Origin of the sequence: Nocardioides pocheonensis (genome assembly GCF_003725535.1) — a bacterium.
Classification (GTDB): domain Bacteria; phylum Actinomycetota; class Actinomycetes; order Propionibacteriales; family Nocardioidaceae; genus Marmoricola; species Marmoricola pocheonensis.
Genome location: NZ_RJSF01000049.1, coordinates 161,332 through 174,163 on the forward strand (window position 1 = coordinate 161,332; position 12,832 = coordinate 174,163).

Sequence of the window (12,832 nt, forward strand, 5' to 3'; positions counted from 1 at the left end):
AGGGGGAGGTACCCACCCGGTGCTCGCGACGAGCACCGAGACCGCAGCCAGTGCATGGGAGCCTCATGTCGGACAGCCACACCCTGGACACCGCCCCCGGTTCGCGCCCCTTCGGCGCCCGCCCGTTCGTCGACCGGCACATCGGTCCCGACGAGGAGGCCGTCGCCGAGATGCTCAAGGCGATCGGCTTCGACTCCCTCGACGCGCTGATGGATGCAGCCGTGCCCGGGCGGATCCGTGCGACCGACGCGCTGGGCCTCCCGGCCGCCGCGTCGGAGGCCCAGGCCGCCGCAGAGCTGCGCGCCCTGGCCGAGCTCAACCGGCCGGCGACGCCGATGATCGGGCTCGGCTACCACGGCACGATCACCCCGTCGGTGATCCGACGCAACGTGCTCGAGGACCCGTCCTGGTACACCGCCTACACCCCGTACCAGCCCGAGATCAGCCAGGGCCGGCTCGAGGCGCTGCTGAACTTCCAGACGATGGTGGCCGACCTGAGCGGCCTCCCGACCGCGAACGCCTCGCTGCTCGACGAGGGCACGGCCGCCGCCGAGGCGATGACCCTGGTACGCCGTGCGCAGCCGAAGGCCGCCGGGCCGTTCGTCGTCGACGCCGACGCGCTGCCGCAGACGATCGCCGTCGTGCAGACGCGTGCCGCCGCGATGGGCATCGACGTGGTCGTGGCCGACCTCACCGACGGGTTGCCCGACGGCGAGCTGTGCGGCGTGCTGGTGCAGTACCCGGGCGCCTCCGGGCGGATCCTCGACCCGCGGCCGCTCATCGACGACGCGCACGAGCGCGGCGCCCTCGCCGTGGTCGCCGCCGACCTGCTCGCGCTCACGCTCCTCGAGGCGCCAGGCACCTGGGGCGCCGACGTCGTCGTCGGGTCCTCCCAGCGGTTCGGCGTGCCGCTGTTCTACGGCGGCCCGCACGCCGGCTACATGGCGGTCCGGGCCGGGCTCGAGCGGCACATGCCCGGGCGCCTGGTCGGCGTCTCGGTCGACGCGGCCGGTCGGCCGGCGTACCGGCTGTCGCTGCAGACGCGCGAGCAGCACATCCGCCGCGACCGCGCGACGTCGAACATCTGCACGGCCCAGGTGCTGCTGGCGGTGGTGGCCGCGATGTACGCGGTCTACCACGGCCCCGACGGGCTGCGGGGGATCGCGCAGGAGGTGCACGGGAAGGCGACCGGCCTGGCGAAGCTGCTGGGCGAGGGCGGCGTCGAGGTGGTGCACCCGGCGTTCTTCGACACGTTGCTCGTCCGCGTGCCCGGCCGGGCGGGCGAGGTGGTCGCGGCGGCCCGCGAGGGCGGCGTGCACCTGCGCCTCGTCGACGCCGACCACGTCGGGATCAGCGTGGGCGAGAACGCCGACGACGCTGCGCTCGGCACCGTGCTCGCCGCGTTCGGCATCGAGCAGCAGGGTGGGTGGTTCGGCGCCCGGTCGATCCCGGCCGAGCTCGAGCGCACCACGGACTTCCTGAGCCACCCGGTGTTCAACACCCACCGGTCGGAGACCTCGATGCTGCGCTACCTGCGCCGGCTCTCGGCCCGCGACTACGCGCTGGACCGCGGCATGATCCCGCTGGGCTCGTGCACGATGAAGCTCAACGCGACCAGCGAGATGGAGCCGATCAGCCTCCCCGGGTTCGCCGACCTGCACCCGTTCGCCCCGGCCGAGGACGCCCGCGGCTACCAGCGGCTGATCGCCGACCTCGAGGGCTGGCTGGCGGAGGTCACCGGCTACGACCGGGTCTCGATCCAGCCGAACGCCGGCTCGCAGGGCGAGCTGGCCGGGCTGCTGGCGATCCGCGGCTACCACCGGGCCCGCGGCGACGTCGGCCGGAACGTGTGCCTGATCCCGTCCTCGGCACACGGGACGAACGCCGCGTCCGCCGTCATGGCGGGCATGAAGGTGGTCGTGGTGAAGTCCGCCGACGACGGCGCGGTCGACCTCGACGACCTGCGGGCGCAGTGCGAGGCGCACACCGACGACCTGGCCGCGATCATGGTGACCTACCCGTCGACCCACGGTGCCTACGAGGACACCATCTCCGACCTGTGCGCGATCGTGCACGAGCACGGCGGTCAGGTCTACGTCGACGGCGCGAACCTCAACGCGTTGCTCGGCTACGCGCGCCCGGGCCAGTTCGGCGGGGACGTCAGCCACCTGAACCTGCACAAGACGTTCTGCATCCCGCACGGTGGCGGCGGCCCCGGCGTCGGCCCCGTCGGCGTGCGGGAGCACCTCGCGCCGTACCTGCCGACCCACCCGATGCACCCCGAGGCCGAGAAGCGCGAGGGCATCGGGCCGATCAGCGCGGCGCCGTACGGGTCCGCGGGCATCCTGCCGATCTCGTGGGCCTACGTGCGGATGATGGGGGCCGAGGGGCTGACCCGCGCGACCGCGGTCGCCGTGCTGGCGGCGAACTACGTCGCCACGCGGCTGGAGCAGAGCTTCCCGGTGCTCTACCGCGGGCACAACGACCTGGTCGCCCACGAGTGCATCCTCGACGTGCGCGGCCTCTCCAAGGAGACCCACGTCAGCATCGACGACGTCGCGAAGCGGCTGATCGACTACGGCTTCCACGCGCCCACGATGAGCTTCCCGGTGGCCGGCACGCTGATGGTCGAGCCGACCGAGAGCGAGGACCTCGCGGAGCTCGACCGGTTCTGCGAGGCGATGATCGCGATCCGCGCCGAGATCGAGAAGGTCGCGACGGGGGAGTGGAGCGCCGAGGACTCGCCGCTGCGGGGCGCGCCGCACACCGCGGACGCGCTGAACCAGGAGCTGTCCTACGACCTGGCGACCGCGGTCTTCCCGACCGGCTTCGACCCGGACAAGTACTGGCCGCCGGTGGGCCGGATCGACCAGGCGTACGGCGACCGCAACCTCGTGTGCTCCTGCCCGCCGCCCGAGGCGTTCGCCTGAGCCGGGCATGACCGCGACTCCCGAGGGTTGGCAGGCCGCGCTCGCGCGGGCGCAGGGCGCCGGCCGGCTGCCGTCGGTCGTCGGCGGCGTGCTGCACGAGGGGCGCCTGGCCTGGACGGGCGTCGCCGGCGACACCCCCGGCGTCGAGCAGCAGTACCGGATCGGCTCGATCACCAAGACCCTGACGGCCGTGCTCGTGTTGCAGTGCCGCGACGAGGACCTGCTCGACCTCGACGACCCGCTCGGACGACACCTGCCGGAGTCGGGCTACCGCGACGTGACCCTGCGCGCCCTGCTCTCGCACACGTCGGGCATGCAGGCCGAGCCGGTCGGGCCGTGGTGGGAGCGCTCGCCGGGTGTCCCGGTGCCGGACCTGCTCGCCGCGAACGACGGCACCGGCCGGGTGCTCGAGCCGGGCATGGCGTTCCACTACAGCAACCTCGGCTTCGCGCTGCTCGGAGAGGTCGTCGCCCGGTTGCGCGGTGCCGACTGGTGGTCCCTGGTCTCCGACCGGCTGCTGGGGCCGCTCGGCATGAGCCGCACGACGTACGGCGCCACGGCACCGCACGCGCAGGGGAGCAGCGTCGACCACTTCGCCGGCACCCGGCACGACGAGCCGCACGCGGACACGCGTGCGATGGCGCCCGCGGGACAGCTGTGGAGCACGGTCGAGGACCTGGCGCGCTGGCTGGCGTTCCTCGCCTCCGGGCACCCCGACGTGCTGGAGCGGTCGACCCTGCTCGAGATGGCCGCGCCGGTCGCTCCCGCGCGGGAGTACGGGCTCGGGCTGCGGCTGCTGCGCGGTCAGCAGGGAGTGCTGGTCGGGCACACGGGATCGATGCCGGGCTTCCTGGCGACCGCGTTCGTCGACCAGGCCACGGGTGACGGCGTGGTCGCCCTCACCAACGCGACCACCGGGGTGGCCACCGACCGACTCGCCCTCGACCTCCTGGTCGGTGGCGACCCCGGTGCCGACCCGGTCGAGTCCTGGGTGCCGTCGGCGTCCGTGCCCGGCGAGGTCGCCGAGCTCCTCGGCCTCTGGTTCTGGGGCAACAGCGCGCTCGAGCTGCGCTGGCACAACGGGTTCCTCGAGTCACACACGCTGGCCCCGCCCGAGCTCTCCGACCGGTACGCCGTCACGCCGGATCAGATCGTCGGGGTCGCCGGCTACCACCTCGGCGAGATCCTCCACGTGCACCGGCGCGCCGACGGCACGGTCGACCACCTCGAGTGCACGACCTTCGTCTACACCCGCCACCCCGTCCGTTGAGTGGCCAGCTCGTCACCGGTGAGTGGTCAGCTCGCCACGCGGTGGGTGTGACGAACTGACCACTCGTAGGTCACCGACTGGCCACGCGACGGGTCACTGGAGGGTCATGTTGGGCTCGCCGGAGGCGTTGAAGCCGTTGGCGCCGCGGGTGCAGGTGCCGCTGCGGGGCGTCCCGCCGTTCCAGGCCTGACGGACGCAGTTGCGCAGCGCGAGCTGGCCCCAGTAGTTCGGGTGCAGCGACTCCTGGATGTAGTAGTCGCCGGTGGCGGTAGCCGTGCGGATCGTGTCGATCCACTCGGTCTTGTCGACCGCGCCCGCCTGGGTCCAGCTGGACAGGCCTTGCTCCTCGTAGAGGCCGACGGTGTTCTCGCAGAGCCGGCGGCCGTTGAACGCGTTCGTGAGGTTGAGGGTCCGGGTGTTCGTGAGCCCCGACTGGGTGATCGCCTGGGCGACGGTCTGGTTGATCGTCGGGAGGAGGGTCCCGTTGGCGAAGTCGGCGTCGGCGTTCCAGAAGCCGCAGCCGCCCGTGCTCTGCCGGGTGTAGCCGGACTGGGAGTAGCGGAAGCCGGCCCCGTTGGGCAGCGGGGACATGTAGTTGTCGACCAGCAGGGTCCAGGCGCTGTCGGCGTACCCGGCGTTGCGCATCGCCTGCCGGACGTTCTGCAGCGCCGTCGAGATCTCGTTGCGGTGCGCGGTGATCGACGCGCTGGTCAGCTGGCTGGTGACCACGCTGTCGTCCTTGCAGTAGTCCGGCCACCAGGAGGGCGAGCCGAGGAAGTCGGCGACGCACTGGGTGACGATGCCGGCGAAGTTGAAGTTGTTGCCGCCGATGGAGAGCTCGACCATCTTCACGTTGTGGCCGGCGGCGAACTGCTGGAGCATCTTGGCCTGGCCCAGCTGGCCGCTGCCGTTGTCGTAGAAGTCGATCCCGGGCTTGAAGTAGCCGTTGCTGTCGGTGAACGTGGTCGTCTTCGCCCCGGAGCACGCGAGGTCGAGGCCGTTGACACCGCCCCCGATGTAGATGTCGGCGGCCTTGCTCCGGTGGCACCGGTTGATCTGCTCGGCAGTGTTCGTGGCGTTGTCGAAGTACGTCGTCGGGCCACCGGCATCGTGGATGGACTCGCCGTTGTTCGTGTTGCCGGCCCAGCGCCCGGCCTCTCCGGAGATGTAGGAGTCGCCGACCGCGACGACCCAGGGGGTGCCGACTCCCGGCCCGTCGGCGGAGGCGGCGGGTGCAGTCGCGACGAGCGCCGCGGCGCCTATCAGCAACGTGCTCAGGACCGCCGAGAGCCGGCGGCGGGGCAGGGGACGGCGAGGCGGGTGCGTCTTCACGGGACTCCTCAGGGTGCGTGCGGATCTCCCTCACCACGCCCCGAGAGGGACGCCACAGGGGAACCTAGTGGCGCACGTCACACTTGGGAAGAGCCCGGTGTCGGCTCGTCAGAGGGCCTGGGAGACCGAGCTCATGTTGAAGTCCGGGATGCGCAGGGCCGGGGTCGCCGTGCGCGAGAAGTAGTCATCGCCCCACTCGCGGGAGAAGCTCGGCACCGTCGCGCCGGCGGCGGTGAAGCGGCGGAGCAGGTCGACGGGGCTCTCGTTGAACCGGAAGTTGTTCACCACGCCGGTGATCTCGCCACCCTCGACGCGGTACACCCCGTCGCGGGTCAACCCGGTGAGCAGCAGGGTCTGCGGGTCGACCTCGCGGATGTACCACAGGCAGGTCAGCAGCAGACCGTCGTCGACACCGGCGACCAGGTCGAGGTCGCTGCCGCTGCCTCCGTCGACCTCCAGGATCAGGTTGTCGATGCCCGACGTGGTCGGCTGGCCGGTGAGCACTCCGGTGTGGCGGGTCTGGATCAGGGCGGCGAGCGTGCCCGCGTCGATCCACGGCGTACGGTCCAGCGGCAGGCCGTTGTCGTAGACGCTGCTCTCGTTGGACGACCCGCTCGCGACGACGAACGGCGTGCACTCCAGGCCCGGGTACGCCGGGTCGGAGTAGAGCGTGACCGCGGGGGCCACGATCCGCTCACCGATCCGCGTGCCGCCGCCGGGCCGGGAGTACACCGACTGGCCCTCGTGCGCGACCCGCGCGCCGGCACTCCAGTACGCGTCGAGCACCAGGTCGGCCACGGCCGTCGGCGGGAGCACGGTGTCGTAGCGGCCCGCAGGCAGGTCGACGCGGCGCTTGCCCCACCCGAGCCGGGTCTCGAGGTCGGCGGCGATCCGCTCGGCCGACACGTCGGTGAAGTCGCGGGTCGCGCCGCCGACCCAGGCACTGCCGGTGAGGTCCGCGGTCTTGCCGGTGCAGCCGTAGTGGCCAGTGGGCTGGGTGTGCCGCAGCCGGAGACCCGTGCTCGATCCGAGGTAGGTCGTGGTGACCTCGTGGTTGACGAACCCGTAGAGGATCCGGCCCTCGGCGTCGGCGCGCCCGAACTCCGCCCCCAGTGCGTGAGCGAACTCGCGGTAGACCTCCACCGAGGTCTCCCCGGGAGCGTCGGCCCAGTCGGCGGACTCCTGCCCGCCGACGAGGGGCGCGCGGTCCTCGGCCGGTTGCGCGCTGCGTGCCGCGGCATCGGCCTGCTCGACCAGGTCGGTGACCTGCTCCCTCGAGGCGGCCGTGCCGCTGACCGAGGCGTTGGCGGGACCCTGGAAGGCGATCACCGTGACGCCGACGGCGTGCATCACGCCGTTCGTGGTCAGCGTGTTGTTCGCCCAGCGCAGGTTGGCGCTCGTGGAGTCCTGGACGATCACCACGCACTGGTCGGACGTGGTGGTGGCCAGCGCGTGCTCGACCAGGGACTGCGGGGTGACGGTGGTCATCAGAGCTCCTCGTCGGCGATGGCGTCGCCCGGCTGGTCGGCGCCGGCCTCGTCGGTCACATTGAGCACGCGGACGTCGCGGAACAGCGCACTGGGGCAGCCGTGGCTGACCGCTGCCACCTGCCCGGGCTGTGCCTTGCCGCAGTTGAACGCACCGCCGAGGACGTAGGTCTCGGGGCCGCCCACCGCGCCCATCGATCGCCAGAAGTCGGTGGTCGTGGCCTGGTAGGCGACGTCGCGGACCTGGCCCTTCAGCTCGCCGTCCTCGATCGCGTAGAAACGCTGCCCGGTGAACTGAAAGTTGAACCTTTGCATGTCGATCGACCAGGACTTGTCGCCGACGATGTAGAGGCCGCGCTCGACCTGCGCGATCAGGCCCGCCGTGTCGGGACCGTCCGGATCGGGTTGCAGCGAGACGTTAGCCATCCGCTGGATCGGGATGTGGCCGGGGGAGTCGGCGTACGCGCAGCCGTTGGAGCGTCCGCCGTTGAGGGCCGCACCGTGCGTGTGGGCCATCGACCGGTCGAGCTGGTAGCCGACGAGCACGCCGTCGCGGACGATGTCCCACGACTGGGTCTGGACGCCCTCGTCGTCGTAGCCGATCGTGGCCAGTCCGTGCTCGACCGTGCGGTCGCCGGTCACGTGCATCAGCGGCGAGCCGTACTGCAGCGTGCCGAGCTGGTCGGGCGTGGCGAAGGACGTGCCGGCGTAGTTCGCCTCGTAGCCCAGCGCCCGGTCGAGCTCGGTGGCGTGGCCGATCGACTCGTGGATGGTGAGCCACAGGTTCGAGGGGTCGATCACCAGGTCGTAACGGCCGGCCTCGACGCTGGGGGCGGCGAGCTTCTCCGCGAGCAGTGCGGGCATCTCGGCCAGCTCGCGGTCGAAGTCCCAGCCGCCCCGACCGGTGAGGTACTCCCAGCCCCGGGCGACCGGCGGCGCGATCGTCGCCATCGAGTCGAAGCGGTCGCCGCGCGAGCCGTGGGCCTCGACGTGCGGTTGCAGGCGCACCCGCTGCTGGGTCGTGGTGGTGCCGGCGAGGTCGGCGTAGTACTTGTTCTCCTGCACCAGCTGGAGCGACGCGTTCGCGTGCTCCACGCCGTCGGCGTCGACGAGCCGCCGGGTCCAGTCCTCGAGCAGCGCTGCCTTCTCGGCGAGGGGGACGTCGTACGGGTTGATCTCGTAGGCGGAGCACCAGGCCACGTCGTCGTACGCCGGCTCGGGCGCGAGCTCGACGGGCACCCGGGTCATCTCCGCGGCGACCAGCGCCACGTTGACCGCCTGCTCGGCGACCTTGACCGCTTCGTCGGTGGTCAAGGCGACTCCGGCCGCGAACCCCCACGCGCCCTGGTGGACCACGCGGACCGCGAAGCCGAGGTCGTCGCTGTCCTCGGCCCCCTGGAGGTGGCCGTCCCTGACCGAGAGGTGCTGGTAGCGCACCCGCTCGAACCGGAAGTCGGCGTGGGTGACCCCGAAGTCACGCGCGCGGGACAGGGCGGCTGCGGCGAGTCGTCGGTAGGGCAGCGCCGTGAAGGAGGGATCGATCCGGTCGTGATCGGAGGATGCCGTGGCTGAGCTCACCGCTCGACCCTATCGAGCGGCGTCGAGCGATTTCCGGTGCGACGCTCGTGTCGTCAGCCGCCGGCCAGGACCGGTCGCAGCGTGGAGCCGGTGCGGCCCTTGACCACCTCGAGCTGGGTCGTGATCCGGCTGCGCAGCTCGGGCACGTGGCTCACCAGTCCGACGACCCTGCCGCCGTCGCGCAGGGTGTCGAGGGTGTCCATGACGTCCTCGAGGGTGTCGGCGTCGAGCGAGCCGAACCCCTCGTCGATGAACAGCGTGTCGATATCGGTGCCGCCGGCCTCGTGGGCGACGGTGTCGGCCAGCCCCAGAGCGAGCGCGAGCGACACCACGAAGGTCTCGCCGCCGGAGAGGGTCGCGGGATCGCGGGGGACGCCGTTCCAGTCGTCGCGGATCCGCAGGCTCAGCCCGCCGCGCTGCTCGCCGGCGCCCCGGTCGTCGCTGTGCTCGAGGGAGTAGCGCTGACCGGTCATCCGCGAGAGCCGCTCGTTGGCCGCCGCGACCACCTGCCGCAGCCGCTCGGAGAGGACGTACGCCGCCAGCCGGATCCGCAGCGGGTTGTCGGGGCCCTTGCCCTCGGCCAGATGGGAGAGCCCGGCCACGAGGGCGTGCTGCTCGCGCAGCGGAGCCCAGGCGTCGAGCCGGGCGCCGAGCTGTTCCTCGAGGGAGCGGAGGCGACGAGCGCGGGCGGCCGCGGCGTCGTGCGCCGATGACGCGGCGCGGGCGGTGTCGGCGGCCAGGCGCTGGGCGACGACGGCGACGTCCACGTCGGGTGCGGGCAGGGAGACGGCAGCCCGGGTGTCGGCGTCGGCGAGCACGCGCTCGGCGGCCAGCCGCGCACCCTCGGCGCCGGTCAACGCGCCCTCGATGCCGTCGGCCTCGTCCGGGGCCAGCAGGGCCGCCGCCGCGTCGGAGGCGTCCTCGAACCCGGCGTCGTGGGCCGCGGCGGTGACGGCTTGCGCGGCATCGGCGCTCGCACGCACCGCCTCGTCGTACGCCGCGAAGGCGCGCTGGGCCTGCTCGAGACGCGAGCACCGCGCGGCGCGCAGGTTGATCAGGGTCTCCAGGTCGGGCGCCTCGTCACCGAGCAGCTCGTCGAGCTCGGCGGTGATCGCGGCGATCGAGGAGGTGAGCGCCTCCACGGCCTGGCGCGTCGCCGCGAGGTCGGGGGCGGCACGGTCGCGCGCCTCCCGGGCGGCGTCGGCCCGGGTCTCGAGCGCGACGAGCTGCTGCTCGCGTGCCTCCGCCTGGCTCGCCAGGGCCCGCGCGTCGCGGAGCGCTGCCCGGGCCGCCTCGAGCTGCTCGGGAAGGGCCGCGCGGTCGACCCCGCCGAGACGGTCGGCGAGGCCGTCGAGCTCGGTCGACAGCGTGGCGACGTGCACCTCGTGGCCCTGCTGCACGAAGGCGGCGTCCTCGTGGGCCTTGCGGGCGGCATCCTCACGCTCGCGGCCGACCGCGAGAGCCCCCGCGCGAGCCGGGGACGGGTGGCTGGCGCTGCCGCACACCGGGCACGCGCACCCGACCGCGAGCGCGCCCGCGAGCTCCGCCGCCATGCCGTTGATGCGGGCTTCGCGGATCTCGAGGTAGGCCTCCTTCGCGACCAGGGCGGCGGAGGTGGCGGCGGCCAGCTCGGCCCGCGCGGTGGTGAGGTCCGAGACGAGGACGTCGTGGCGTCGGACCGATGCGAGCAGCTCCTCGGTCGCGGCCACGTCGTCGGCGAGGGAGGCCACGCGGGCAGCAGCCGCCTGGGAGACGTCGAGGTCGGCCCGGGCGGAGGCGAGCATCGCAGGGTGCTCGGCGATCGCGTCGTCCAGCGAGGCGACGGTCTGCGCGAGGGCGTCGGCCCGGGCGACCTGCTCGACCCGGCGGGTGTGGGCGGTGCGCAGGTCGTGCTCGCGCTTGCGGAACGACTCGGCGACGGCTCGGGCGGCGACGGCTTCGTGCAGCGCGGCGCTGATCGCCGCTCCGGAGGCCTCGGGGAGGTGCTCGACCTCGACGAGCTCGGCCCGGCACGCCTGCCACCGGCCCGTCGCCTGTCCGGCGACCGCGCTGCAGCGCCGTGCCTGCGCAACCAGCCCGGCCAGCGGGGCTGCGCGCCGGTGGGCGGTGAGCCGGTCGCGGAGCGCGGCGAGCTCGTCGGTGCGCGCCGAGAGAGCGACGAGGTCACGAGCCGCCGCGTCGGCCCGGGCCTGGAGGTCACGCAGCCGTCGCGCCTCGACGAGCGACTCCTCCGCCTCGACGAGGCAGCGCGCGGCGGTGTCGCGCTCGAGGCGCGCCGTGTCGGCGACCTCGGCGGCGTGGACGGCCACGTCGTCCGCCCACCGCGCGACGTCCCCGCGCTCGGCCGCGCCGGCGAGGTCGTCCTCCCAGCCCGCGGGCAGCTCGGTGGCGGCGGCCTCCTGGATCCGGTTGAGCACGGCGACGACGCGCTGGGCGGCGGCCTCGCTGGCGCGCCGGGTCGACGTGCGACGCTCGACCAGCCAGCGCTCGACCTGCTCGAAGCGGTCGGTGCGGAAGAGCTTCTGCAGCACCGCGTGCCGCTCGCTCGAGGTCGCGCGGAGGAACGCCTGGAAGCGGCCCTGCGGCAGCATCGCGACCTGGGTGAACTGGGCGGCGGTCATGCCGAGCAGCTCGCCGACCAGCAGGCCGGCGTCGTCGAGCCGGTTGGTCAGCCCGACCCAGCCGGCGTCGCGGAGCTCCTCGACCAGCACGTGCGCGGGCACCTTGGTCTCCCCGGAACCGCGTTGCTTGGGACGGGTCCAGGCGGGGGAGCGGGTGAACCGGAAGGTGCGGTCGCCGATGCTCAGGCGGAGGACGACCCGCGGGGCCAGTCCGGGCGCGGCGTGGTCGCTGCGCAGGTGGCGGGCGCCCGCGCGGTCGCCCGGCACCTGGCCGTAGAGCGCGAAGCACACCGCGTCGAGCACGCTGGTCTTGCCGGCCCCGGTCGCGCCGGTGAGCAGGAACACCCCGCCGGCCGAGAGCTCGTCGAAGTCGACCGCCGCGGTGTCGGCGAAGGGCCCGAACGCCGTGACCTCGAGGTGGTGGATCCTCATCGCGCCGCCACGATCGTGTCGACCCCGGGGTCGTCGGAGCAGGCGTCACAGGCCTCCTGCAGGAGGACAGCCTCGGCGGCGGTGGCCGGGGTGCCGCGCACGGCCGCCACGAAGTCGACCGTGATCGCGTGGTCGCTCCGGCCCTCGAGGGCCGCGCGGGTGCGCTCGGGTGTGCCTCCCTCGGGGGAGAAGACCAGCGCGACCGCGTGGGGGAACCGCTCCTGGAGACGGGCCATCGCCTGCGTCGGGCGCACGGGGTCCGTGATCGTCGCCTGGACCCACGCGTCCTCGGCACGGGCGTGACGGGGGTCGCCCAGCAGCGCCTCGATCGGGCCGCGGATCCGCGCGAGCCGACGGGGGACGGGCGCCTCGACGAACGTCGCGGTGACACGGCCGCGCGCATCGAGGTCCACCAGCCACGAGCCCTTGAGCTGATCGGCCTCGGAGAACGAGTAGGCCAGCGGAGACCCCGAGTAGCGCACGGTGTCCGTGATCGTCTGACGGCCGTGGAGGTGCCCCAGCGCGACGTAGTCGAACCCGTCGAACACCGACGCCGGCACCAGGGACACCCCGCCGACGGAGATGTCGCGCTCGCTGTCGCTCGGCTCGCCGCCGGTGACGAACGCGTGCGCCAGGACCACCGAGCGTGCGCCCGGCCGACCGGCCAGGTCGGCCCGGATGCGCGCCACGGCCTCCGACATCGCCGCCTGGTGGGACCGGGCGGGGAGGTTCCAGGCGTGGCGGAGCAGGTCGGGCTCGAGGTAGGGGATGCCGTAGACCGCGACCGGCCCGTCGGGGTCGTCGAGCACGACGGGCGTGGCCGCGGCGTCTGCGACCGTGCGCAGGTGAAAACCGGCCGCGTCGACGAGGCGGGAGTTGAACCCCAGCCGGCGCGCGGAGTCGTGGTTGCCGCTGGTCATCACCACGCGGGCGCGGGACGCGGCGAGACGGGCGAAGGTGTCGTCGGCGAGCGCGACGGCGTCGACCGGGGGCAGGGCACGGTCGTAGACGTCACCGGAGACCACGACCAGGTCGACCTGCTCGGCCTCGATCGTCTCGATCAGGTGGTCGGCGTACGCCGCCTGGTGCGCGAGCATCCCCTGACCGTGGAACGGGCGACCGAGGTGCCAGTCGGAGGTGTGGAGGATGCGCACGTCTCCACGCTAGGAGAGCACGCCGACA

Annotated in this window: 7 protein-coding genes; 2 read left to right on the plus strand and 5 right to left on the minus strand. The window is 73.2% G+C overall.

From position 1 onward, the window contains the following. Window positions 1-65: 65 nt before the first annotated feature. Together gcvP and EFL26_RS23630 are read left to right on the plus strand one after the other, a co-directional pair. On the plus strand, window positions 66-2,930 hold the full coding sequence (gene gcvP, locus EFL26_RS23625; RefSeq protein WP_123225375.1) for an aminomethyl-transferring glycine dehydrogenase: 2,865 nt from the start codon (window positions 66-68) through the stop codon (window positions 2,928-2,930). A gap of 7 nt (window positions 2,931-2,937) precedes the next feature. Continuing rightward, on the plus strand, window positions 2,938-4,200 hold the full coding sequence (locus EFL26_RS23630; protein ID WP_123225376.1) for a serine hydrolase domain-containing protein: 1,263 nt from the start codon (window positions 2,938-2,940) through the stop codon (window positions 4,198-4,200). Between the two features lie 93 nt (window positions 4,201-4,293). On the opposite strand, the gene EFL26_RS23635 is transcribed toward EFL26_RS23630, so the two are convergent. The 5 genes from EFL26_RS23635 to EFL26_RS23655 form a co-directional block, all read right to left on the minus strand. Further along, window positions 4,294-5,532, minus strand: a complete 1,239-nt coding sequence (locus EFL26_RS23635) for an SGNH/GDSL hydrolase family protein (protein ID WP_246000362.1) — start codon at window positions 5,530-5,532, stop codon at window positions 4,294-4,296. Between the two features lie 108 nt (window positions 5,533-5,640). Continuing rightward, entirely contained in the window at window positions 5,641-7,020 is a 1,380-nt protein-coding gene (locus EFL26_RS23640; protein WP_123225377.1) for a metallopeptidase TldD-related protein, read from the minus strand. Then, complete coding sequence (locus EFL26_RS23645; RefSeq protein ID WP_123225378.1) at window positions 7,020-8,597, minus strand: TldD/PmbA family protein; 1,578 nt, start codon at window positions 8,595-8,597, stop codon at window positions 7,020-7,022. Before EFL26_RS23645 ends, EFL26_RS23640 begins: the two co-directional genes overlap by 1 nt. A 53-nt stretch (window positions 8,598-8,650) precedes the next feature. After that, complete coding sequence (locus EFL26_RS23650; protein WP_123225379.1) at window positions 8,651-11,650, minus strand: AAA family ATPase; 3,000 nt, start codon at window positions 11,648-11,650, stop codon at window positions 8,651-8,653. Continuing rightward, window positions 11,647-12,804 carry an exonuclease SbcCD subunit D gene (locus EFL26_RS23655; protein ID WP_123225380.1) on the minus strand — a complete coding sequence of 386 codons (1,158 nt, stop codon included), beginning with the start codon at window positions 12,802-12,804 and terminating at the stop codon, window positions 11,647-11,649. Before EFL26_RS23655 ends, EFL26_RS23650 begins: the two co-directional genes overlap by 4 nt. Window positions 12,805-12,832 lie beyond the last annotated feature (28 nt).

Excerpts from the sequence above, each read along its gene's own strand:
- EFL26_RS23650 (WP_123225379.1), bottom strand. The coding sequence starts at position 11,650 with ATGAGGATCCACCACCTCGAGGTCACGGCGTTCGGGCCCTTCGCCGAC.
- EFL26_RS23630 (WP_123225376.1), top strand. The coding sequence starts at position 2,938 with ATGACCGCGACTCCCGAGGGTTGGCAGGCCGCGCTCGCGCGGGCGCAG.
- gcvP (WP_123225375.1), top strand. The coding sequence starts at position 66 with ATGTCGGACAGCCACACCCTGGACACCGCCCCCGGTTCGCGCCCCTTC.
- EFL26_RS23640 (WP_123225377.1), bottom strand. The coding sequence starts at position 7,020 with ATGACCACCGTCACCCCGCAGTCCCTGGTCGAGCACGCGCTGGCCACC.